Annotated in this window: 21 protein-coding genes and 1 tRNA gene; 8 read left to right on the forward strand and 14 right to left on the reverse strand. The window is 61.3% G+C overall.

The window, feature by feature from the left end; translation table 11 throughout:
- Positions 1–302 precede the first annotated feature (302 nt).
- From KW838_RS29005 to KW838_RS29015, 3 genes are all read right to left on the reverse strand, one after another.
- Complete coding sequence (locus tag KW838_RS29005) at positions 303–1,127, reverse strand: response regulator transcription factor (protein ID WP_218504350.1); 825 nt, start codon at positions 1,125–1,127, stop codon at positions 303–305.
- 158 nt (positions 1,128–1,285) lie between these two features.
- Complete coding sequence (locus tag KW838_RS29010) at positions 1,286–1,681, reverse strand: VOC family protein (protein ID WP_095967263.1); 396 nt, start codon at positions 1,679–1,681, stop codon at positions 1,286–1,288.
- Positions 1,682–1,704: 23 nt separating this feature from the next.
- On the reverse strand, positions 1,705–2,934 hold the full coding sequence (locus tag KW838_RS29015; protein WP_218504351.1) for an MFS transporter: 1,230 nt from the start codon (positions 2,932–2,934) through the stop codon (positions 1,705–1,707).
- Between the two features lie 133 nt (positions 2,935–3,067).
- On the opposite strand from KW838_RS29015, the gene KW838_RS29020 reads away from it, so the two are divergent.
- Entirely contained in the window at positions 3,068–3,841 is a 774-nt protein-coding gene (locus KW838_RS29020) for a helix-turn-helix domain-containing protein (protein ID WP_218504352.1), read from the forward strand.
- Between the two features lie 41 nt (positions 3,842–3,882).
- On the opposite strand, the gene phnX is transcribed toward KW838_RS29020, so the two are convergent.
- The 5 genes from phnX to KW838_RS29045 form a co-directional block, all read right to left on the reverse strand.
- Entirely contained in the window at positions 3,883–4,710 is an 828-nt protein-coding gene (gene phnX / locus KW838_RS29025; protein ID WP_102702581.1) for a phosphonoacetaldehyde hydrolase, read from the reverse strand.
- Positions 4,711–4,796: 86 nt separating this feature from the next.
- Positions 4,797–5,669, reverse strand: a complete 873-nt coding sequence (locus KW838_RS29030; protein ID WP_007980564.1) for a LysR substrate-binding domain-containing protein — start codon at positions 5,667–5,669, stop codon at positions 4,797–4,799.
- Positions 5,670–5,721: 52 nt separating this feature from the next.
- Positions 5,722–7,017, reverse strand: a complete 1,296-nt coding sequence (locus KW838_RS29035) for an MFS transporter (RefSeq protein ID WP_102702582.1) — start codon at positions 7,015–7,017, stop codon at positions 5,722–5,724.
- Positions 7,018–7,147: 130 nt separating this feature from the next.
- On the reverse strand, positions 7,148–8,239 hold the full coding sequence (gene psrA / locus KW838_RS29040; protein WP_218504353.1) for an iron-containing alcohol dehydrogenase PsrA: 1,092 nt from the start codon (positions 8,237–8,239) through the stop codon (positions 7,148–7,150).
- A gap of 284 nt (positions 8,240–8,523) precedes the next feature.
- Entirely contained in the window at positions 8,524–9,861 is a 1,338-nt protein-coding gene (locus KW838_RS29045; protein ID WP_102702584.1) for a 2-hydroxycarboxylate transporter family protein, read from the reverse strand.
- Between the two features lie 128 nt (positions 9,862–9,989).
- Here KW838_RS29045 and KW838_RS29050 point away from each other — a divergent pair, with 128 nt between their 5' ends.
- Entirely contained in the window at positions 9,990–10,904 is a 915-nt protein-coding gene (locus KW838_RS29050; protein ID WP_218504354.1) for a LysR substrate-binding domain-containing protein, read from the forward strand.
- Between the two features lie 386 nt (positions 10,905–11,290).
- Here the strand turns inward: KW838_RS29050 and leuD are convergent, their stop codons facing one another.
- Together leuD and leuC are read right to left on the reverse strand one after the other, a co-directional pair.
- Positions 11,291–11,899 carry a 3-isopropylmalate dehydratase small subunit gene (gene leuD / locus KW838_RS29055; RefSeq protein ID WP_102702710.1) on the reverse strand — a complete coding sequence of 203 codons (609 nt, stop codon included), beginning with the start codon at positions 11,897–11,899 and terminating at the stop codon, positions 11,291–11,293.
- A gap of 3 nt (positions 11,900–11,902) precedes the next feature.
- Positions 11,903–13,324 (reverse strand): 3-isopropylmalate dehydratase large subunit, encoded by a 1,422-nt coding sequence (gene leuC / locus KW838_RS29060; protein WP_218504355.1) that lies wholly within the window; start codon positions 13,322–13,324, stop codon positions 11,903–11,905.
- Positions 13,325–13,574: 250 nt separating this feature from the next.
- Between leuC and KW838_RS29065 the strand changes: the two genes are divergently transcribed.
- The 3 genes from KW838_RS29065 to KW838_RS29075 all read left to right on the forward strand — a co-directional run bounded on the left by KW838_RS29065 (position 13,575) and on the right by KW838_RS29075 (position 17,136).
- On the forward strand, positions 13,575–14,198 hold the full coding sequence (locus KW838_RS29065; RefSeq protein WP_218504356.1) for an NIPSNAP family protein: 624 nt from the start codon (positions 13,575–13,577) through the stop codon (positions 14,196–14,198).
- A gap of 117 nt (positions 14,199–14,315) precedes the next feature.
- A complete protein-coding gene (locus KW838_RS29070) occupies positions 14,316–14,696 on the forward strand; it encodes a RidA family protein (RefSeq protein ID WP_007980523.1) in 381 nt (126 codons plus the stop codon).
- A gap of 451 nt (positions 14,697–15,147) precedes the next feature.
- On the forward strand, positions 15,148–17,136 hold the full coding sequence (locus KW838_RS29075; protein WP_102702707.1) for a U32 family peptidase: 1,989 nt from the start codon (positions 15,148–15,150) through the stop codon (positions 17,134–17,136).
- Between the two features lie 41 nt (positions 17,137–17,177).
- Here KW838_RS29075 and KW838_RS29080 read toward each other — a convergent pair whose 3' ends face one another.
- Both KW838_RS29080 and KW838_RS29085 read right to left on the reverse strand, forming a co-directional pair.
- Positions 17,178–17,759, reverse strand: a complete 582-nt coding sequence (locus KW838_RS29080) for a hypothetical protein (protein ID WP_256359002.1) — start codon at positions 17,757–17,759, stop codon at positions 17,178–17,180.
- Positions 17,760–17,870: 111 nt separating this feature from the next.
- Positions 17,871–18,299 carry a hypothetical protein gene (locus KW838_RS29085; protein WP_102702705.1) on the reverse strand — a complete coding sequence of 143 codons (429 nt, stop codon included), beginning with the start codon at positions 18,297–18,299 and terminating at the stop codon, positions 17,871–17,873.
- Positions 18,300–18,622: 323 nt separating this feature from the next.
- On the opposite strand from KW838_RS29085, the gene KW838_RS29090 reads away from it, so the two are divergent.
- Positions 18,623–18,697 (forward strand) — tRNA-Gln (locus tag KW838_RS29090).
- A gap of 150 nt (positions 18,698–18,847) precedes the next feature.
- Here KW838_RS29090 and KW838_RS29095 read toward each other — a convergent pair.
- Positions 18,848–19,510: a glutathione S-transferase family protein gene (locus KW838_RS29095; protein WP_218504360.1), complete on the reverse strand. Its 663-nt coding sequence runs from the start codon at positions 19,508–19,510 to the stop codon at positions 18,848–18,850.
- Between the two features lie 156 nt (positions 19,511–19,666).
- Here KW838_RS29095 and KW838_RS29100 point away from each other — a divergent pair, with 156 nt between their 5' ends.
- Together KW838_RS29100 and KW838_RS29105 are read left to right on the forward strand one after the other, a co-directional pair.
- Positions 19,667–20,599: a GlxA family transcriptional regulator gene (locus KW838_RS29100; RefSeq protein ID WP_218504357.1), complete on the forward strand. Its 933-nt coding sequence runs from the start codon at positions 19,667–19,669 to the stop codon at positions 20,597–20,599.
- Positions 20,600–20,701: 102 nt separating this feature from the next.
- Positions 20,702–21,676: a carbon-nitrogen hydrolase family protein gene (locus tag KW838_RS29105; RefSeq protein WP_218504358.1), complete on the forward strand. Its 975-nt coding sequence runs from the start codon at positions 20,702–20,704 to the stop codon at positions 21,674–21,676.
- A 174-nt stretch (positions 21,677–21,850) separates the two neighbouring features.
- On the opposite strand, the gene KW838_RS29110 is transcribed toward KW838_RS29105, so the two are convergent.
- The gene (locus KW838_RS29110; protein ID WP_102702701.1) at positions 21,851–22,357 is read right to left on the reverse strand and encodes a DoxX family protein; all 507 of its coding nucleotides are present in this window, start codon (positions 22,355–22,357) and stop codon (positions 21,851–21,853) included.
- Positions 22,358–22,698 lie beyond the last annotated feature (341 nt).

A 22,698-nucleotide genomic window follows, 5' to 3' on the forward strand; every position in this document is an offset into this window, starting at 1 on the left:
GGGAGCGAGCTTGCTCGCGATGGCGGTATGTCAGACACATCAATGTTGAATGTGCTGCCGCTATCGCGGGCAAGCCCGCTCCCACAGGGTTTTCTGCTTACCGACAGGTATCAGGCTTGCAGCTTGAGCCCAGGGGAGCAGGATCAGCTAGATCCGCCCTGACCACAATCTCCGGATCACCGACAGACCTGTGGGAGCGAGCTTGCTCGCGATGGCGGTGTGTCAGACACATGGATGTTGAATGTATGGCCGCAATCGCGAGCAAGCTCGCTCCCACAGGGATATGCGTATACCAACAGGTATCAGGCTTGCAACTTGAGGCCGGGCGCCTGCAACGGATCCTCCGTCAGCTCCCGAATAAACAACCCCAGCAACTCCGACTGGCTGCCAATCCCCAGCTTGGCGTAGATGTTCTTGCGGTGAATCTTCACCGTGCCGGGGCTGATGTTCAGTTGTTCGGCCACCGACGCGCTGGAGTGGCCGCGCAGCAACAGTTGAACGATTTCCTGTTCGCGCCCGGTGAGGATGTGCGCGCCGAAGTGGTCGAAGGCTTCGCGGATCTTGAAGTCCAGGTCTTGCGCCGGTCGCGGTTGCTGGGCCTGGCGCAAGCGCCAGGCTTCATTGATGACCTGTTCGACCACCGCTTGCGCGCATTCGACCAACTGCATTTCGTCCCGGTTGAAGGCGCAACTGGCACTGGAGCGCATCAGCGACAGCACCGCCGTGGCGCCGTTGCCGAGTTCGACGAAAAACGCCACTTCCTCGGCCAGCCCCGTTTGCTGGTAATAGGTCAGGAAGTATTCGCCAAGGTAGAAATGGTCGGGGGCGAACTGGCGCAGACGCCACAGTCCCGGTGCCTGGCCGCGGGTGCAGGCCAGGTAGAAGGGGTCGAGCAGGTAAGGCCCGCACTGGTAGTCGTCGACGTACACCGCGCGCTTGTCCGCCGAAAACGTATCGAACAACGCCAGTGGCCGGTGATTGCCTTCATAGACAAACAACACGAAATGATCGACCGGGCAGATTTGTCGAAGCCAGTGGCTCAACCCCGACAGCCGCGCATGCCCGGCAGGCAGGTCGAGCAGGTGGGCGACTCCGGTGGTCCAGAGTTTCAGTTCCTTGGGGCGCATGGCGGCTACAGGCAGAAGAGGATGGCCTTTGGATGCACAAAGTACGCCATGGCGGGTGGCCCCGTGTGGAGCGGGGTGGCGCACGGCAAGGCGTTTAAAAGACGCACCGCATTGGGGCCTGGTGTTACCGAGTGCTACAGGGCTGGTAGCAAAAGTGATCAGGCGGTTGAGTGGTGCTGGACGATCTGGATGAGGTTGCCGCAGGTGTCGTCCAGTACCGCGAGGGTGACCGGTCCCATCACCGTCGGCGGGCGGGTGAACTGCACGCCGGCGGCGCTGAGCCGGGCATACTCGGCCTGCACATCATCGACGCCGAAAAACGTGCAGGGAATGCCGTCCTGCTTGATCGCGCTCTGGAAGGTTTTTGCCGCGCCGTGGGCATTGGGCTCCAGCAGCAGCTCGACGCCATCGGGATCGCCGGGGGACGTCAGCGTCAGCCAGCGGTGTTCGCCCATGGGAATGTCGTGCTTGAGTTCAAAACCGAGCACATCCCGGTAGAAGGCAAGTGCCTTGGCCTGATCATCGACGAGTACGCTGGTGACTACGATTTTCATGGGGGTTTCCTCCTGATGGCTATTCACGCTCCCGACGGGCGTTGTCCAGTAGACGGCAACAGTATGGTGAGAATTCCCAGCAGCGGCAGGTACGAACACAGCGTGTACACGTACTCGATGCCATGGATATCCGCCAGATGCCCAAGCAGCGCAGCACCGATTCCGCCGAAACCGAACATCAGGCCGAAGAACACCCCGGCGATCATGCCGACGTTGCCGGGCACCAGTTCCTGGGCGAAGACCACGATGGCCGAGAATGCCGAGGCGAGGATGAAGCCGATGATCATGCTCAACACGCCCGTCCAGAACAGGTCGACGTAGGGCAGGGCGAGGGTGAACGGCGCTGCGCCGAGGATCGAGAACCAGATCACCCGCTTGCGGCCGATCCGGTCGCCGATCGGGCCGCCAAAGAACGTACCCGCCGCGACGGCGCCGAGGAACAGGAAGAGGTACAGCTGCGAACTGGCCACCGACAGGTCGAATTTCTCGATCAGGTAGAAGGTGAAGTAACTGGTGAAACTGGCCATGTAGAAGTATTTGGAAAACACCAACAGCGCCAACACCACCAGGGCGAAGGTCACCCGCCGTTTCGACAAGCCGTGGGTGGCCTTGCTGCCTTGCTTGAGCTTGAACAGGTTCAGGTGATTGCGATACCAGCGGCTCAGGCCGTATTGCACGAGGATGGCGAACACCGCGAACAGACCAAACCAGGCGACGTTGCCCTGGCCATAGGGAATGATGATCGCGGCGGCCAGCAAGGGGCCGAAGGCGCTGCCGGCGTTGCCGCCGACCTGAAAGGTCGACTGCGCCAGGCCGTAGCGACCGCCCGAGGCCAGGCGCGCCACCCGCGAGGTCTCCGGGTGAAAGGTCGACGAGCCAACCCCCACCAGCGCCGAGGCCACGAGAATCGCCGGGAAACTGCCGACCATCGACAGCATCAGGATACCGATCAGGGTGCAGACCATGCCGGCCGGTAATAGCCACGGTTTGGGATGACGGTCGGTGTAGAAGCCGATCCAGGGTTGCAGCAGTGAGGCGGTGAGCTGGAAGGTCAGGGTGATCAGGCCGACCTGGGTGAAGCTCAGGCCATAAGTGGCCTTGAGCATCGGGTAGATCGACGGCAGCACGGCCTGGATCAGGTCGTTGATCAGGTGCGCCAGCGCACAGGCGCCGATCACGCGCATGACCAGGGGGCTGGCCTGGCTGGCGACCGAGACGGTGGGTGAGGGCGAGCTGAGGGTGGTGGTCGACATAGGCAGTTTCCGGATAAAAAACGCGAGCCGCGAACGCAAGGCGCAGCCAATTTCAGGGTTCGGCGTTATCCTATGGCCCACAAAGTCGCCCGTCTCGCGCAACTCGGGCGCAGACCATCGCAAAAAGGGCGTCATGATCAAGCCATTGCAGACATTTCTTGCGGAGATCGACCAGGGCGGCTGGAGTGTTCGCAGCAGTGCGACCGACTACCCGGAAAACTGGTTCATCGCGCCGCATTCCCATGAGAAACATCAACTGATCTATGCCATCGAAGGCGTGATGGTGGTGCACGCCGCCACCAGCCAATGGACGGTGCCGCCGAGCCGTGGCATCTGGATGCCGAGTGGGGTCGTGCACTGGATTCGCTGTGTCGGGCCGATCAAGATGCGCAGCGTGTTTGTGCACCCCGGCGCGTGCCCGGACCTGCCCGCCGAAACCCGCGCGGTGAGTGTGTCCGCGTTGCTCAGTGAGCTGATCAAGGTCTCGGTGGATTTCGATTTCAATGGCGATCCGGACTCGCGGGAAGCCCGGGTGCTGCGGCTGATCCTGGATGAACTGACGATTCTGCCGACCTTGCCTTTGAACCTGCCGCAGCCCACCGATCAACGGATCAACCAGATCTGTCGCGCGTTGCAGCAAGACCCTGGGGATGGCTCGACGCTGTCGGACTGGAGTGCGCGGTTGAGTCTCGACGCCAAAACCATCCAGCGTCGCTTCCGCAAGGAAACCGGCATGACTTTCGGCCAATGGCGCCAGCAGGCGCGCCTGCTGCTGGCGCTGGAACGCATCGCCGTCGGGGAGAAGATCATCGACATCGCCGGGGAGCTGGGGTACGACAGCCCGAGCGCGTTCACGACCATGTTCAAGAAGCAGTTCGGTAAGACGCCGAGTGATTTTTTCAGGTGAGGCGGCCGCCCGTGGGACGGCCGCTTGACGGCTGAATCCGTTCAGGATCCTTGCGGTGTTTCGCCCCGGGCCAGTCGGGCATTGATGTCTTCGATGACCGCCGGCAGATCGACGATGGTGTCGATCAGGTAGTGCGGGCGGGAGCCTTCGAACATCTTGACGATGCGGGCCCGCTCACTGTCCAGCCTGTCGGAAGGCAGGTCCTTGTATTGCTCGTAGGTCAAGCCCAGGGCATTGCCGGAACAGGTCAGCGCAACCGTCCACATCCCGGCGGCACGACCTTCGAGAATGCCGGGCCAGGTGTCGTCGACCTTGACGCAGGCGGCGACGTCGCTGATCCCCAGGGCAATCACGTTGGCCAGGGCCTGGGCCGGGTAGGGGCGGCCGTTCGGCACCTCGTCGGTGGCCACCACATGGTCCGCCACGTAGCCATTGTGCCGCGCCAGTTCGACCACTTTTTCCATGACCACGGCCGGGTAACCGGAGCAGGAACCGATTTTCAGGCCCTTGTCGCGCAAGGCATCGATGGTGTTCAGGGCGCCGGGAATCAGGGCCGAGTGCAGGGCGATTTTCTCGATCTGCAGCGGCATGAAGCGTTCGTACAGTGCGGTGACATCGTCATCGGTCGGCAGGCGGTCAAACACGGCACGGTAGCGCTCGGCGATCTGCGGCTGATTGCACAGGGTGCGGATGTGATCCCACTTGCCCATGCCCATCGGGCCCCGGGCTTCTTCCAGCGAAACGGCGACGCCGAACTCGGCAAAGGCTTCGACGAAAATCTGCGTGGGGGCGAAGGAGCCGAAATCGACAACGGTGCCGGCCCAGTCCAGGACCACGGCTTGCAGTTGGGTCGGTTGTTGGTAGTTCATGGTATTTCTCCATTTTTTGTTGTGGGCAGGCCGTCCCTCCTGTCACCAGGAAGTAGGCCTGTGGATTGCTCAAGGGTGAGTCGAAATCAGGTGGCCGGCGTTGGGCTCGAGTCGAACAGCTCCGCGATCATCGGCCGGTTTCGGCGAATGCCCAGGCAGCACAGGTGGTAGTCGATGGAAAACGGGTGATTGACGAAGGTGATCGGTTTGGTGCCGGGCGTTTCGGCGTACTCGACGGCCGAGACGAAACCGATACCGATGCCCTTGGCAATGGCATGGACGATGGCCTCGCGGCTGTTCAACTGCATGACGCAATTGAGGGCGACGCCCAGGCGCTTGCAGCTTTCCTCTACCAATTGGCGAGTGCGGGAGCTTTTTTCCCGCAGCACCCATTTCTCTTCGCTGATCTGCTCGACGTGTACTTCTTTCTGCCGGGCCCAGGGATGGTCCTCGCGCACCACCGCAATGATCGGGTAGCGCCGGTAAAGCTGCGTGTCAAAACGCTGGTCGAATTCGGACAGGGCCAGGATCGCCACATCGATATCGAAGTTGAACAGGCGATCCAGGGTCTCTTTTTCCGGAGAAAACGAGGTTTCCAGCTCGATGTCCGGGTGCCGCTGCATCAGTTCGTAGGTCAGGTTCATCGCAATGGGCGGGGACACCGCGCCCAGGCGCAGCATGCCGGTCTTGCGTTGCTTGAAACTCTGCAGCAGTTGCACGGCTTCATCCTCCTGGCCGAACAGGCCCTGGGTGATCGCATAGAGTTGGTGCCCGGCGGCACTCATTTCGATAAAGCGGCCGCGGCGATGGAACAGCTCCACGGAAAACTTCTTCTCCAGGGCATTGACCTGCTCACTGACCGTGGGCTGGCCGACGCTCAGGTACTCGGCGGCGAGGGTGAAGCTGCCGGTCTTGGCCACCGCGTGAAATGAACGTAGCCACTTGTGGTACTGGTACATAGACGATCCTGTTCAGAAGCCGCGCTTCGATTCAACCTGCCGTGCCAGCCCATCAACGCCTGATGAACAACGCGACAATCGCACTGCACAGGCAGGCGCTGGTGACCACGATGAAGATCAGCGAGGTGTTGCCGGTACTGTCGAGCATACTGCCGATCAGCGGTTCCGCCAGGCCGGCGAACAGATAGGAAGAGAAGTTCATCACGCCGGTCGCCGTGCCGGCGCGCTTGGCACCCACCAGGTCCGGGCACAGTGCCCAGAAGCTGGAAGCGGGGCCGTACACGAAGAAACCGCAGAGGAACAACGCCACAAGGCCGGTCGCGCTGTGGGGGGCAAGGGTCCACATCCACAGACTGGTGGCCGCACCGAGGAACATGTAGAGCATGATCGCCAGGTAGCGCTTGGAGCCGAACAGCTTGTCCGAGATCCAGCCGTTGCTCAGCGCGCCGATGGCCATGCCGACCGGAAGGGCCACGGTGATCCATTTCGGATCGATCATGCTGTCGCCGCTTTTCCAGTTGGCGCCCAGAAAGTGCACCGGCACCCAGACGATCAAACCGTAGCGGGCAGCGTTCTGGAACCCCAGGGACACGGCAGCGATGATCAGGCGAAAGTTCTTCAGTACCGCTTTGTAGCGTTGCGCCGATGTTTCGGTTTCACCGTGCGCCACCTCATGGTTCTTGTCCTCGGCGTTGGCCACGCCTGTGTCGGCCAGCGGTTCGAATCCGAGGTCTTGCGGGCGCTCGCGGGCTACCAGGTAGAAGATGATGCCGCCCGCCAGCATGAGCAATACGGGCAGGCGGAAGATCCAGCGCCATTCCAGATGCATCACTTCCAGCACGACGATCGAGGTCACGTAGGAAAGAACGGAAGCGCAGCCGGCCGCGAACACGTAGAAGCCGTAGACCTTGCCGCGTTCACCCGCGCTCCACCAGTTGGAGATCAGCCGGCTGCCCGGTGCCCAGCCCAATGCCTGGAAGTAGCCATTGATGCCCCAGGGCAAAATCAACGCGGCAAAGTTACTGGCGAAGCTCGTCACCCAGTTAGCGCCGCACGACAGTACCGCGCCCAGGGTCATGATGCGTCGGCCACCGAATTTGTCGGCGAGGTTGCCGTTGATGGCCTGGCCAATCGCGTAGGCCCAGAGCATGGCGGCCGATGCCCAGCCAAGGTGCTCTTTGGTAAAGCCGAACTCGGCCTGGATACCGGGAATGGCGAAACCGAACGTTTGTCGCCCGGTATAGAAAAACAGATAGCAAAACATGGCCGCCAGCAGCATGCGCCACTGGGCGAAGCGAAACGATGCGCTGTGTACGGCGAGACCTGGCATGGTTTGGGCACGATTCATGATCTTTTCCTTATTCTTGTTCGTTCCCTGCGAGTTGCGTCGCAGGGTGCACTCTTTTTCAGGTGCGGCAGGAAATCGTCGCGGCTCGTTACGCCGCTGGCAGTGTAGTGTCTTGGGGGGCTGTCGAGCCCTAGGCCGCTCGTGAGCCGATGAAGTTCTTGCCGCGCGCGCCCTGCAGGGCGAAGTCGATCATGGTTTGCGCCTCTTCGGCCGTTACGCCGTAGTCGGCGAACTCGGTTTTCACATCCAGGCTGTGCAGGAAGGCGCGCAAACGGGCCTGGGCTTTATCCAGGTCTGGCCCGAAAACCCGTTGCAGGGTCTTGTCACGCGTTGCGTCGTGGCCCCAGGCAAGGCCCAGTACCAGTGGCAGGGTGAAGGAGCAGGCGATGCCGTGGGGCAAGCCGTAGTGCAAGGTCATCTCATAGGAAATGGAGTGGGCCAGCGCGGTCTTGGTGTTGGAGAACGCCATGCCGGCCTTGAGTGCGGCGAGGGCCATCCGTGAACGCAGTTCCTGGCTGGACAGGTCACGCCGCAGCAAGGGCAGGCATTCGAGGATGTCTTCGATGGCGGAGATGGCGAAGGTGTCGGAAAGCGGGTTGGCGTTGATGTTCCAGATCGATTCCAGTGCGTGGGACAAGGCATCCAGGCCTGTGGATACGGTGACGCTGGCCGGCACCGTGAGCATCAATTGCGGGTCGATGATCGCGACCTTTGGCCAGGTACAGTCCAGGTGCAGGGAATACTTCTTGTGGTTGGCCGCGTCCCAGATCGTCGCCCAGGGCGTGACTTCACTGCCGGTGCCTGCCGTGGTCGGGGCTGCGATCAGCTGTTTGCTGCGTACCGGAACGAAGGGTTTGCCGGTGGCCAGCAAGGCGAGCAACTCATCGAAGTGGCCTGACTCGGTGCCGACAATCAGCGCCTTGGCGGTGTCGATGGCACTGCCGCCTCCAACGGCAATCACCGCATGGCAATCGCCGGCTTCTTGCCAGAAGCGTTCATAGGTCGCGCGCAGTTGCGCGACATCGGGATTGGGCTGGACATCTTCGATCACGTAGACCAGACGTTCGCCCAGCAACGCTTGAAGGCGATCCACCAGCCCCAGGCCACGGGCTTCGGGAAAGGTCACGACGGCAACGTTCTGGTGTTCGGTGATGGCGGCCAGCTCTTGCAGGCTGCCCCAGCCGAAACGGGTATCCACTGGGTTGTGAAATCGGGCGGTCATGGCGGGTCCTTGGTTTTTGTTGTTGGAAGTGACGCCATGCTCGCGGTCCACGGACTGCTGCACAAATCGATAATTCGCAGGTTTGAATCGGCTGGGCCGATAACGGCCTCACAATGCAAAACACCGGCACGGGGCCGGTGTTCTGTTCAGCTAATAGTTTGAACACCGCACCTCCTGTGGGAGCGAGCTTGCTCGCGATTGCGGTCGTACATTCAACATCTATGTATCAGGCACAACGCTATCGCGAGCAAGCTCGCTCCCACAGGGTTTGTGTGTTGAGAACTTCAGACAAACAGGCGCAACAGTATCGTCGCCAGAATCACCGTCGAAGCCCCGCCGATGCGCGTGGAAATCTGCGCGAACGGCATCAGCGACATGCGGTTGGACGCCGAGAGGATCGCCACGTCTCCGGTGCCGCCCAGGCCGCTGTGACAGCAGGTCACGATGGCCGATTCGATGGGGTACATCTTCATCAGGTTGCCAATGAAAAAGCCGGCCACGGTCATCGACACCACCACCGAGACGCACACCAGCACATAGCCGACCGAGAACACTTTCACCACGCTGTCCAGCGGTACGTAGAGCATGCCCAGGCCGATCATCACCGGCCAGATGAAGGCCGACGACACCAGTTTGTAAAAGGTGTTGGCGCCTTTCTCGAGTTTCTCCGGCAGCACCCGAAGGTACTTAAACAGCACCGCTGCGAGGATCATCATCACCGGGCCGGGAATGCCCACGACTTTTTCCAGCAGGCCGCCGAGGACGAAGAACGCGCAGATCACCAGCACCCCGGCACCCATGACGCGAAAGTCGACAAGGGAGCCGGTGTCTTCCTTGACCTTGAATTTATCGTTCTCGTCCTTGGCGCGGATCAGCGAACCTTCACCATTGATGTTCGGGCGTTTGAGGGCCAGGCGCGCGAGAAAGCCGGCACAGATGATCGCTGCGATGTTGCCGACCACGGCGGCCGGCGCCAGTTGCGCCACGTAGATATCCGGGGTGCCGCCGAGGATCGACGAGTAGGCCAGCGACAGGGGCAGGATCCCTTCGCCGATCCCGCCGCCAATGATCGGCACGATGATGAAAAAGAACGTGTGGTGAAAGCTGTAGCCCACCAGTTTGCCGACCAGCAACCCGCTGGCAACGGCGGCCAGGGTACCGACGAGCAGGGGGATGAACATCCGCAGCATGCCCTGGACCAGGATGAAACGACTCATCCCCAGAATGCTGCCGACCACCAGGCTGGCGATCACGAAGTACAGGAAGTTGGCTTCCTTCATGAGCATTTTGGTGGCGTCGATCGTCGCCGGCCCGAAGAAGCCGTAGAACACCAGGATCGATGGCAGCATCAGGCACAGGATGGCGCCGCCGCCGATTTCCTTGAGGATCGGCAGGCGCGAGCCCAGCTGGCCGAAGAACACGCCCATGGTCATGATCACGGCGAGCCCGCCGATCATGTTCTTGGGCAGGAAGCCCAGATGGGCCGAGAGATAAACGATGACCGCGATGCCGAGAAAGATCGGCAGCGGGATGACGCCGATTTCGTAGGCGCAGAGGCTGCGCAGGCGTTGCACGAAACCGCCGTCGGGGGCGTTAAGGGTTTGCTCGTAGGGCTTGTTCATGTCGCGCTTTCCTCATGTTGTTTTTATCGAGGATTCAGAAACCACGGTTGGCCGGGGATGGATTGCCACTCGGTAGATCGATGCTATCCTTCGCGAATGACGCGATAAACAGCAAAAGTATGAGGCGTATGAACACGAATCGTGATCAATTTCCCTTGCCTGAAGACCTCAAGGTGTTCCTCACCGTCGTACGGAAAAACGGCTTCGCCAGCGCCGCCGAGGAGCTGGGGTATTCGCCGGCCTACATCAGCAAACGCATTTCCGTACTGGAAACCACGCTCTCGACCCGCCTGCTGCATCGCACGACAAGACGCATCGCACTGACCGACGACGGCGAGCGGGTGCGGGTGTGGGCGGAGAAGTTGCTGGGTGATTTCGATGATTTTGTCGGCGAGATATCCGAGGCGCGGCAACAGCCCATGGGCTCGTTGCACATCTGCAGCAGCTTCGGTTTTGGCCGCAACCATGTGGCGCCGGCCATCTGCGAGCTGTCGCAGACCTATCCGAAGCTCGAGCTGCGCCTGGACGTGTTCGACCGCGTGGTCGATATCGTTGGCGAGGGCTTCGACCTGGAGATTCGCGTGGGGGATGACCTGCCGGGCCAGCATCTGGGGCGCAAACTGGTGAGCAACCAGCGGGTGCTGTGTGCGACGCCCGAGTACCTGGAACGGCGCGGTGTGCCGCAGTCGCTGGCTGACCTCAAAGACCACGATTGCCTGGTGCTCAAGGAGCGCAACAACGCGTTCGGCCTGTGGAACCTGACGAAGGACGGGCAGGAAGAATCGGTGCGTGTCAGCGGGCCGTTATCCTCCAACAACGGTGAGATCGTGTTGCAGTGGGCCTTGAGTGGCGGCGGGATCCTGTTGCGCTCGATGTGGGATGTGAAGCCGATGCTGGAGCAGGGGCGACTGGTGCAGGTGCTGCACGATTACACCCAGAGCGCCAACGTGTGGGCGGTATACCCGACGCGGCTGAGCCAGTCGGCCAAGCTGCGGGTTTGTGTCGAGTTTCTGGAGGAATATTTTCGTCATCTGTCTCTGTAGGAGCGAGCTTGCTCCGGGCGGCGATCCGACGATGGATTCAAGAGCGCCGCGTTTAGCCAGTAAGCACGCGTTATCGTTAACGACCATCGCGAGCGAGCTCGCTCCCACAGGAATCTGCTCGGCCCGTTGCAACGTGGTGCCAATGGCATCGAGCCCCAGCAGCCGTTTTTTTACATTTACCACACCCCCCTTGTAGGAGCTGCCGCAGGCTGCGATCTTTTGATCTTGATTTGGGCCCGTCAAAAGCCAAAAGATCGCAGCCTGCGGCAGCTCCTACAAGGAAGGTCAGCTTGCTCGCGATGGATTCAAGAGCGCCGCGTTTAGCCAGTAAGCACGCGTTATCGTTAACGACCATCGCGAGCAGGCTCGCTCCTACAGGATCCTTATCAGACCAGCCATGGATTTTCCGCCAGGTGCCGGGTTTCGAACTGGCGAATCTGTTCGGCCCGTTGCAACGTGGTGCCAATGGCATCCAGCCCCAGCAGCAACGATTGCTTGCGCAGTTCATCGATCTCGAACGGGATCAGGTTGCCGTCCGCCAGTTCGATGGTTTGCTCCGGCAGGTTGACGCTGATTCGAGCCGTTGCCGGGTTGCTGGTCAACGCGGCAATCTGCTTGAGTTGTTCCTCGGTCAGCTGAATCGCCAACACCCCATTGCGCTGGCAATTGTCGTAGAAAATGCCGGCGAAACTGGTGCCGATCAGTGCGCGGATGCCCACTTGCTTCAGCCCCCAGACCGCATGTTCGCGACTCGAACCACAGCCGAAGTTGGCACCCACCACCAGAAACGCAGCCTCGCTCCAGGCCGGTTGGTTGAGGATGAACCGCGGATCGGGTGCGCCGGACTCAAGGAATCTCAAGTCAAAGAACAGGCCCTTGTCCAGGCCCTTGCGATCAATCCCTTTGAGGAACTGCTTGGGCATGATCACGTCGGTGTCGATGTTGGCGGCCAGGAGCGGGGCGGCGCTGCCGCTGACGATAGCGAAAGGTTGCATGGTTCAAGCCTCCAGCGCGAAGGTGCGCACGTCGGTCAAGTGCCCGGTAATCGCTGCGGCGGCGACCATGGCCGGGCTCATCAAATGGGTGCGCGCACCGGCGCCTTGCCGGCCTTCGAAGTTGCGGTTGGTGCTTGAGGCGCAGCGATCACCAGGGGCGAGCACATCGTCATTCATGGCCAGGCACATCGAGCAACCCGACTGGCGCCATTCAAAACCGGCGTCGAGGAAGATCTGCGCCAATCCTTCGTCTTCGGCCTGGTCACGCACCATCGTCGAACCGGGAACAATCATGGCCCGCACGTGGGCTGCCACCCGTTTGCCGCGCACGACACGGGCGACGTCGCGCAGGTCCTCGATGCGCGCATTGGTGCAGGAGCCGATGAAAGCGTGGCTGATCACCACGTCGCTGAGCGGCATGCCCGGCTCCAGGCCCATGTAGTTCAAGGCGCGTTGCATGCCCTGGCGCAGGATCAGGTCCGGCTGCGCGGCCGGGTCCGGCACATGCCCGCCCACCGGTGCGGCCTGATCGGGGCTGGTGCCCCAGGTGACCATGGGTTCGAGTGTCGCGACATCCAGAGTGACTTCGCGATCGAACACCGCACCCTCGTCGCTGTGCAGGCCGCGCCATGTTGCGACGGCCTGTTCCCACAGCTGACCCTGGGGTGCGCGGGGCTTGTGTTGCAGGTAGGCAAAAACCTTGTCATCCGGGGCCATGAACGCGCCTCGGGCGCCGGCCTCGACGGCCATGTTGCAGATGGTCATGCGCGCTTCGACGCTGAGGTCGCTGATCGCCGGGCCGGCGAACTCGATGGCGTAACCGGTGGCGCCCGAAGCGCCGATTTTCTCGATCAGGGCCATGATGATGTCCTTCGACGTCACGCCAGGCCCGAGCAGGCCATTGACCGTCACCCGCATCGTCTTCAGGCACTTGTAGACCAGGGTCTGCGAAGCCAGCAGGTGTTCGATTTCCGAGGTGCCGATGCCGAAGCCGAAGGCACCCAGGGCGCCGTAGGTGGTGGTGTGGCTGTCGCCGGCGGCAACGACCATGCCGGGCAGGATAAAGCCTTGTTCGGGGGCCACGACGTGCTCGATGCCCTGGCGCTTGTCCAGCACATCGAACAGTTCGATGCCGAAGTCGCGGCAGTTTTCTTCGAAGTAGGACACCTGACGGGCGCCGCCGGCGTCCGGCATGGCGGCAATACGTGTCGGCGCCGTGGGGTTGACGTGGTCGACCACCGCCAGCGTCGCGCTCGGGCGCCAGGCTTTGCGACCTGCGTCGCGCATGCCGCTGAAGGCTTGCGGGCTGGTGTATTCGTTGGCGACCTGGCGGTCGATGTACAGCAGCACATGGCCCTGATCGTCGAGGGCGCAGACGGTGTGACTGTCGATATGTTTCTGGTAGAGCGTTCTGGGGCTGTGCATGGTGTGGGCTCTTGTTGTCATGCGAGATCACGGAAACGTACCCACAGCATATTCGTCGCCATTCCTGCATCAAGCGCCATTGAGTGAAGACATTGAACACGTTGTGTGAATGATCGATGGCTGCCCGGGGTAAAGAAATCACCTGGAACACTGGGGGAAATGCCGTAATCGATGGGGTTCGTCTCAATACCCCGTCGGCAGGGGCTGCCTTAGGCTGTGGGCTTTTGGCAATCAAGTCGGCGGAGTCGTTATGCGTTTATTTGACCTGATCACTTTTACCGTGCGGGTGCGCACGGTGGCCGATGCACTGGCACGTATCGAGAATGAGTTGGCGAAGCCGGAAGTCGGCGGGGTGTTGATGGGTTGCTGGGCTTCGGAGATCGGCCCGTTGAACCAGATCGCCGTGCTGCGTGGCTATGCCGACGAGCACTCAAGGCAGGCAGAGCGCGAGCGTTTCCTGCTGGGGGGCGGGGCGTTTGGCGTCAACGAGTTCATCACCGACCTGCGCATCGAAAACTACACGCTGTTTCCCTTCCTCGAACCCTTGAGCGCCGGCCAGCACGGTCCGTTCTATGAGTTGCGCGTTTACGACCTGGTCAGCAGCGGCTTGCAGCCGACACTCGACGGCTGGAGAAACGCCATTGAAGCACGGACCAGCGAACAGTATTCGCCAGTGTACGCGGCGTTTTATGCCACCGACGGCGCGCTGCCGCGTTACCTGCACATCTGGCCGTGGCCCAGCCTTGAGCAGCGCTTGCAGGTGCGCACCCAGGCGGTCGCCGACGGCGCCTGGCCGCCGGAAAACTCCGGCCCGCAACTGCGTGACATGTGCTCGACGATCTACCTGCCGGCGAAGTTTTCGCCCTTGCAATGACGACGGCTCGGCTCATGCGCAGTCGAACGCTGCGGATTAGCGACGTGCCGGGAATGGCCCTGTAAACTGGCGGCGCAAAAGGCGCTCGCCTTACCCATTCAAGCAAGAGAACTTCCAATGGCAAACCACGACCTGACCTTTACGCCTGACCTCGATGCCGACTCGATTTCCTCCGACGTCGTCGGCTTCGGCGGTGTGCTGGTCTCCACCCAGATCCCGACCCGTGCCGACGGCAGTCTGGAGCTGGGCGACATCACCCTGCAAAGCGAATGCACCCTGCAAGCGCTGAAGGTTGCACTGGAACGTGCCGGCAGCTCCATGGACCGCGTGATGCACCTGACCATCTACCTCACCGACATGGCCGACCGCGCCGCGTTCAACGAGGTCTACAAACGCTACTTCGCCAAGCCGTGGCCAGTGCGCGCAGCTGTCGGGGTTGCCTCGCTGGCAGTGGAAGGCATGCGCGTGGAAGTGACCGCGATGGCGGCCAAGGCCTGATCTCGGCAACACACAAAAACCTGTGGGACATGGGCTGGATTTGTGGTCAACGCCGATCAACTGTGTTAGCGGGCTTGCTCGCGAAGGCGGCGTGTCAGCTTGCACAGGTGTTGACTGACCCAGCGCTTTCGCGGGCAAGCCCGCTCCCACAGTTGAATGTTGTTGTGCACAAATTCTGAGTACGACATAAAACCTTTTGTGGGAGCGGGCTTGCTCGCGAAGGCGGCGTGTCAGTCGACATCAATTTTGGCTGTCACACCGCTTTCGCGAGCAGGCTCGCTCCCACGGGGGATGTTGGACGTGGGCTAAATTTTTGCTCAACGCCGATCAAATGCAGGATTGAGGCTGGTCAGGCCTGCCCGAAACGCCACCCGGCAGCATACGGGTGCCGGTCGGGCGTTTCGCCGCTACAATGCACGCCTCGACCGTGACAAGCCTGACTAAAAAAACTATGTCTTTGCCCAAACATCACCTGGAATTGCTCAGCCCTGCCCGCGATGTCGCCATCGCCCGCGAGGCTATCCTGCATGGTGCCGATGCCGTGTACATCGGCGGCCCGAGCTTCGGCGCCCGCCACAACGCCTGCAACGAGGTGAGCGAGATTGCCGAACTGGTGGAATTCGCCCGTCGTTATCACGCGCGGATCTTCACCACCATCAACACGATCCTGCACGACAACGAACTGGAGCCGGCCCGCCAGCTGATCCACCAGTTGTACGACGCCGGCGTCGATGCGCTGATCGTCCAGGACCTGGGTGTGATGGAGCTGGACATCCCGCCGATCGAACTGCACGCCAGTACCCAGACGGACATCCGCACCCTGGAGCGGGCGAAGTTCCTCGATCAGGCCGGTTTCTCGCAACTGGTGCTGGCCCGTGAGCTGAACCTCAAGGAAATCCGCGCCATCGCCGACGAAACCGACGCGGCCATCGAGTTCTTTATCCATGGCGCGTTGTGCGTGGCGTTTTCCGGCCAGTGCAACATTTCCCACGCGCAGACCGGGCGTAGCGCCAACCGTGGCGACTGCTCCCAGGCTTGCCGTCTGCCGTACACCCTCAAGGACGAAAAAGGTGGGGTGATCGCTTACGAAAAGCACCTGCTGTCGATGAAGGACAACAACCAGAGCGCCAACATCCGCGCCCTGGTCGAGGCGGGCGTGCGTTCGTTCAAGATCGAAGGCCGCTACAAGGACATGGGCTATGTGAAGAACATCACTGCCTACTATCGCCAGCGTCTCGACGACGTCCTCGAAGACCGCCCGGACCTGGCCCGGGCTTCCAGCGGCCGCACCGCGCACTTCTTCCTGCCCGACCCGGAAAAGACCTTCCACCGTGGCAGCACCGATTACTTCGTCACTGACCGCAAGATCGATATCGGCGCCTTTGACTCGCCAACCTTCACCGGTCTGCCGGTGGGTGTGGTCGAGAAGGTCGCCAAGCGTGACATGCAGGTCGTGACGCACGAGCCGCTGTCCAACGGTGACGGCCTCAACGTGCTGGTCAAGCGTGAAGTGGTGGGTTTCCGCGCCAACATCGCCGAACCCAAGGGCGAATTCGAGGAAGACGGCGAGAAGCGTTATCGCTATCGCGTCGAGCCCAACGAGATGCCGGAGGGGATGTACAAGCTGCGCCCCAACCATCCGCTGAATCGCAATCTCGATCATAACTGGCAACAGGCGCTGCAACGGACCTCTGCCGAGCGTCGCATCGCCCTGAGCTGGGTCGCTCGCCTGCGCGAAGAACAGCTGGAACTGACAGCGACCAGCGAGGAGGGCATCAGCGCCAGCGTTACCCTGGCCGGCCCGTTCGGCGCGGCCAACAAGCCGGAGCAGGCGCTGGAGCAGTTGCAGGATCTGCTCGGCCAGCTGGGTACCACCCAGTACCACGCCATCGATATCAAGCTGGATGCGCCGCAGGCGTTCTTCATCCCGAACTCGCAGCTCAAGGCCTTGCGCCGCGAGGTGATCGAGGCCTTGACCCAGGCGCGGGTCGCCGCCCACCCGCGCGGCAGCCGTAAAGCCGAAACCACTCCGCCGCCGGTGTACCCGGAGTCACACCTGACGTTCCTGGCCAACGTCTACAACCAGAAGGCCCGCGACTTCTATCACCGCCATGGGGTCAAGCTGATCGATGCGGCCTACGAGGCCCACGAGGAAGCCGGCGAAGTGCCGGTGATGATCACCAAGCACTGCCTGCGCTTCTCCTTCAACCTGTGCCCGAAACAGGCCAAGGGCGTGACCGGCGTGCGCACCAAGGTCGCGCCGATGCAACTGATTCACGGCGATGAAGTGCTGACGCTGAAGTTCGATTGCAAGCCATGCGAGATGCACATCATCGGCAAGATGAAGGGCCACATCCTCAACCTGCCGCAACCGGGCAGCGTGGTCGGTCACATCAGCCCCGAAGACCTGCTCAAGACCATCCCGCGCGCACCGCACTGAGTGACCGGCGAGCGCGCCGCAACGGCGCGCTCGCCTGTTGTTCAATACCCCGTGTAATTGAAGTAGACGACTGCCACGGCAACAGCGAGGCCAAAGGCTGCCAGGGCTTTTGTCTGTGCGCTTGCCTGAAATTCACTCGACGCCTGCTCAAGGGGTTGCGAGTACGCGGTGGGGTCCTGGCGGCGGTGCCGCATGGCCCGATAGCTGTAGCGCAAGCCGATCAGCAGGGACATGGCGATCAGGCCGAGGATCAGCCGGCGTATCGTTGCCCGTTTTTCGGTGGCGGCCAGGCTGCCCTCGTGTTCACAGGCCGGACTCCCGAACTCCACCACGGAAATCGGTTGGTAGACCGCCGCGGACTGCTTTGCATCATTGTGCAGCGCCGCCATCTGTTCCAGATCCAGTGCCTGATACTTCCAGAGTGTCGACGATCCTTCCCGGCAGTAAGTGAACGCAACGGGGCTCGAGGCGCCGATGATGCACGCGTCATTGATGCCGATTTTTTCCAGGGTTTGCGTCGCAGACCGGGTGAAGTCCAGTTCGAGGACAGGAATGACGCCGTTGGCAGACACCGTGACCGACACCAGCAGGCCCGCCATGGCGCACAGGGTTGATATTTTCAAGGTTTGGGCGTCCTCGTTTGTAGTTTTTTTTGTTTTAAACGCGGAGTCTGGTTGCAGCCTGCTCTTGCTGGAGTCTAGACGCTGGCGACAAAGCCGGAGTTGCAGTCGACGCTATCCACAGGTCTCGAGGACGGCTTTTTCAGCTCGTTTGAATTCCTGTTTGATGTCGGTGGGGATGCGTTGCTTCTTGAGTTCCTGGCCGAGGAAGGGTTGATCGCTGCGGGAGTGGACCTCTGCGTCTTCGGCCGTTATCTGTGCTTCGATGGCGGCGGCGTGCTTGTCGATGACGGCATTGACCTCGGCTTCGTTCCTGGCCGTATCAAGTGCCAGGACCAGCTGGCCGGCCTCGGCTTTTTCGGCTTCGGCATAGGCTTCGACCGTCAACCCGGAGGCCAGGGCCCGCGCCTGGGTTTCCAGGCCATTGAGGTGCTCCCGGGCGGCCCTGCAGACCGCGTCCTGTCGCTGGCTCTCGATGTGTTCCCAGGTGTTCAGTCCATAAATCGCGGCCCCGACCACCAGGATGGTTGCAAAGGTGCCCATCAATTTGCCTTTCACATTTTGCGCCCTCAAATGACAAAGGAGGGGTGTTGAGCAAACGATTCCCGATTCCATCCCCTAAAGGAAAAGCGTAGCAGACGTGATCGGGCCGAATGTGCGCCGACCACTTCCCCGGGGCTCGGCTGAACACTAAGCGTCTGTTTTAAAAAAACAAATTGTTTTATTGGGGCTTCCCATACGAGGTAAAAGTTGGTAAATTGCCGCCCACTCTTGCACAGGTCCTCAGGGAGCTTGTCACGCAAGCAGGCAACAGCGCTTGTTGCCACTCAAGAAAGCGAGTGCCTGGCACTCATCGCAACAGATACAGGGGCGTCGCCAAGCGGTAAGGCAGCAGGTTTTGATCCTGCCATGCGTTGGTTCGAATCCAGCCGCCCCTGCCATTTTTTCTTCCTGCTCAATCAGAAAACACTCGGCCGACGGTTGTTATTCGTCGATTCGCCGGTTTTTTGCGTTCGTCATTCATGTCCCGGATGCTCCCTTGCAAACCCGCGTGCAGCCAAGGCTCGCGCAAGGTCTTTGTGCGCGTGCCTCTAGCGAAAGCGCTCCGGGATGGCCTCGGCAAACGGATACCAGGCAAACCAGGGCCGTGCCTCGTCGATCACCCGCTTGACCGAGGGCCTTTCGGTCAACCTGTCGAAATAAGCGCGCAAGTGGCGATGATCGTCGGCAAAGGGGACGAGGGTGCTGGCGTAGAACAGCGCTGGGGCGGCGGCGCAATCGGCCATGCTGAAAGCGGGACTTGCCACCCAGGTGCTTGCCGCCAGTTGCCGTTCAAGCAGGCCGTACGCCGTTGTCAGCGCGGCGCGCTCGCGGGTCAGGTCGCCGTTGGCGGCGTTCAGGCGGTCTGCGACGATCTTTTGCATGGGCACCTGGACGTGGAGGTCGAAAAAGCGATCCCACAGCCGCACTTCCAGGGCGGCTTCCCAGTCGTGGGGAATCAGGTGTGCCTGGCCGGCATGAAGCCGGTCCAGATATTCAATGATCACACTCGACTCCGGCACATTCTTTTGCCGGGTGTGATCGCGAAGCACCGGGAACTTGCCGATCGGCCACAGCGCTTGAAGTTCGGCCCGATCGGCGTCGTTGCCCAGATCGATAATCCTTTTCTCAAACTCGATGTCCAGTTCATAGAGGGCGATCAGCGCTTTGTGGCAGAACGACGAGAGCGGGTGGAAATAAAGAGTCAGTGACATCCTTCCATTCCTCGGTGAGATGCAAACCGCTTCATTATCCGTCGCCATCGGCCAATGCGCGAGGCGCTCCATCTTGATGTCCGGTGCGGGCTGTTCGGGTTAGAGTGCAGATCCTGGCCTGAATATCAGGCATGCCACGTTCAGGGTCATACCGCCATGCACCAGATCGGACTCATTGTTTATCCCGGTTTTCAGGTTCTGGGCCTGGCCATGTGTGCCGCCTTCGAATTGGCCAACAGTGCCGGTGACGAGCCGTTGTACCGCATTGCCTTGTTGTCCGAGCCGGGTGGCCTGGTGCAAACGTCCGCCGGTTTTGCCGTGCAGACCGAAGCGTTCGACCAGCGCGCATTCGATACGCTGCTGGTCCTGGGCGACAACCTGATCCGCCCGACCACTGCGGGCATGCTGGCGTTCTTGCGCCGCGCCAGTCACGGCACCCGACGCCTGGGCTCGATTTGCACGGGGGCGATTGCCTTGGCGGAGGCCGGTTTGCTTGATGGTCGGCGGGCGACCACCCACTGGGCGCATGTGCCGGCCTTTCGCAAGGCGTACCCGAACGTGAAGGTCGAGCAAGACCGGATCTTCGTCAATGATGGTCATCTGTGGACGGCGGCGGGCATGAGCGCGTGCGTGGACCTGGCGTTGGCGCTGGTGGAGCAGGACCTGGGCGCCGACCTTGCACGCAAGGTGGCGCGGCAATTGGTGGTGTACCACCGGCGTTCCGGCGGACAGTCGCAGTTTTCAGTGATGCTGGAACTGGCCCCCAAGACCGATCGGATTCAGGCCGCGCTGAACTATGCCAGGCAGAATCTCAAGTCCGCGCTGTCGGTCGAGGAGCTGGCCAGCGCGGCCAATCTCAGCCCCCGGCAATTCAGCCGGGTGTTTCATGCCGAAACCGGCCAGTCCCCGGCCAAGGCCATCGAACGCCTGCGGGTCGAGTCGGCCCGGTTGATGATGGAGACCGGGCGGCACTCCATCGATGTGGTGGCGACGGACACGGGGTTTGGTGACCGGGAGCGGATGCGTCGTGCTTTTATTCGTGCGTTCGGGCAGCCGCCGCAGGTGATTCAGCGGGCCAGTCGGGGTTGATTTGTTGATGTCCTGAAAGGTGGTATATACGACATTCAAGCCTTTTTATGATGGGTGTAATCTGGATCTCGTTGAAACTTTTCCTTCAGTGAGATCACCGCCATGCCCTTCGTCAAAGCCGCCGCCGTACAAATCAGTCCCGTTCTTTACAGCCGTGAAGGCACCGTCGACAAAGTGGTGCAGAAGATTCTCGAACTCGGCGAACAAGGCGTGCAATTCGCCGTGTTCCCGGAAACCGTCGTTCCGTACTACCCGTACTTTTCCTTCGTGCAATCGCCGTTCGAAATGGCCGCCGAACACCTCAAGCTGCTGGACCAGGCTGTCACCGTGCCTTCGCCCGCCACCGATGCCATCGGCGCTGCGGCCAGGCAGGTCGGCATGGTCGTGTCCATCGGCGTCAACGAGCGTGATGGCGGCACGCTGTACAACACGCAGTTGCTGTTCGATGCCGACGGCTCGCTGATCCAGCGCCGCCGCAAGATCTCCCCGACCTACCATGAACGCATGATCTGGGGCATGGGCGACGGCTCCGGCCTGCGGGCCGTCGACAGTGCGGCAGGGCGCATCGGGCAACTGGCCTGCTGGGAGCATTTCAACCCGCTGGCCCGTTATGCCTTGATGGCCGATGGCGAACAGATCCATGCGGCGATGTACCCGGGGTCGTTTGCCGGTCCCCTGTTCGCCTCGCAAATGGAAGTCAGCATTCGCCAGCATGCCCTGGAGGCCGCGTGCTTTGTGGTCAACTCCACGGCATGGCTGTACCCCGAGCAACAGGCGCAGATCATGGCGGATACCGGCTGCGCCATCGGCCCGATCTCCGGCGGCTGCTATACGGCGATCATCAGCCCGGATGGCACGGTGCTGGGCTCGGTGCAGGAAGGTGAAGGCGAGGTGATCGCCGACCTTGACATGGGCCTGATCGACAAGCGCAAACGCATGATGGATTCCCGCGGCCACTACAGTCGCCCGGAACTGCTGAGCCTGCTGATTGACCGTACACCGCACGCCCATGTGCATGAACGCAGTGCGCATCCGAAGCTGGCCGAACAGACGGGGATGGAGGAATTGATTGGATAGGTTGTTCAGGCAATTGCGGGGAACACCGATACCTGTAGGAGCGAGCTTGCTCGCGATGGAGGGCAACGATGATGCGGGGAGCCTGACACCCCGCGGTGCTCTCAGGTTTTTCGCGAGCAGGCTCGCTCCTACAGATATTTCGTGATCTGTGTGTCCCGGTGAAGTCCCCTTTTTTCAGCGACGCCAGAAGTAACGCGCCAGCAGGGCATCGAGGCTGAGCTTGCCGGCACCGGACAGCAGCAGCGGAGTGAGGGCCACCAGGTAGATCAAGGGCAGCTTGAAGTTGCCGTAACCCTTGTTGCTGATGGCGTAACCCTGGGCAAGTTCACTCAGGGTGTGCCAGTCGGCGGGCCAATGCACGGCGGCGGTGGCGACGAGGGTCACCACCATCAGGCTCAACGCCGAGAAGCGTGTGCCAAGGCCCACCAGCAAAGTCATGGCGAAGATCAATTCGGCCCACATCGACAGTTCCCAGTTCAGCGTCGCCGGAAGGTGGTCGAACGGAAACGGGAAGCGCTCCTGGATATCGGCGAACCAGTTCTGGCCGTGGAATTTTTCCAGGCCCGACTCGAGGAATTCCCAGGCAAGGAACACTCGCAGCGCCAGGGGCGCAACCCAGTTGCCGGCGCGGTCGAGGTTCAGGTTCAGGCCTTTGACGGCCGAGGAAATGGAGGTGTTCATGGACGATGATCTCCTTCAGGTCGGGGAGACGCGGCAAGGGCATGCCCCGTGAGTTGAGCGCTTTGATCGGCCAGGCCAATCGACCGGCGTATTTCATCAACGGGGTGTATCTGCGGTGTGTCGTTGGGGTGGGGTTTTGCGTGCGGGGTGTGTCTGGGGCGGGGCTGTACACACTGAGATACGTAAGCGCACAACCAGTGTGGGAGCGGGCTTGCTCGCGAAGGCTGTGTGTCAGTCGACATCAATTCTGACTGTCCTGCCGCTATCGCGAGCAAGCTCGCTCCCACAGTGGATGTTGGTCGTGGGCTGGATTTGGTCGACGCCAAACAAATGTGGGAGCG

The organism is Pseudomonas sp. PDM27, from assembly GCF_019219205.1.
In the GTDB taxonomy this organism is placed as follows: Bacteria; Pseudomonadota; Gammaproteobacteria; order Pseudomonadales; family Pseudomonadaceae; genus Aquipseudomonas; species Aquipseudomonas laurylsulfatiphila.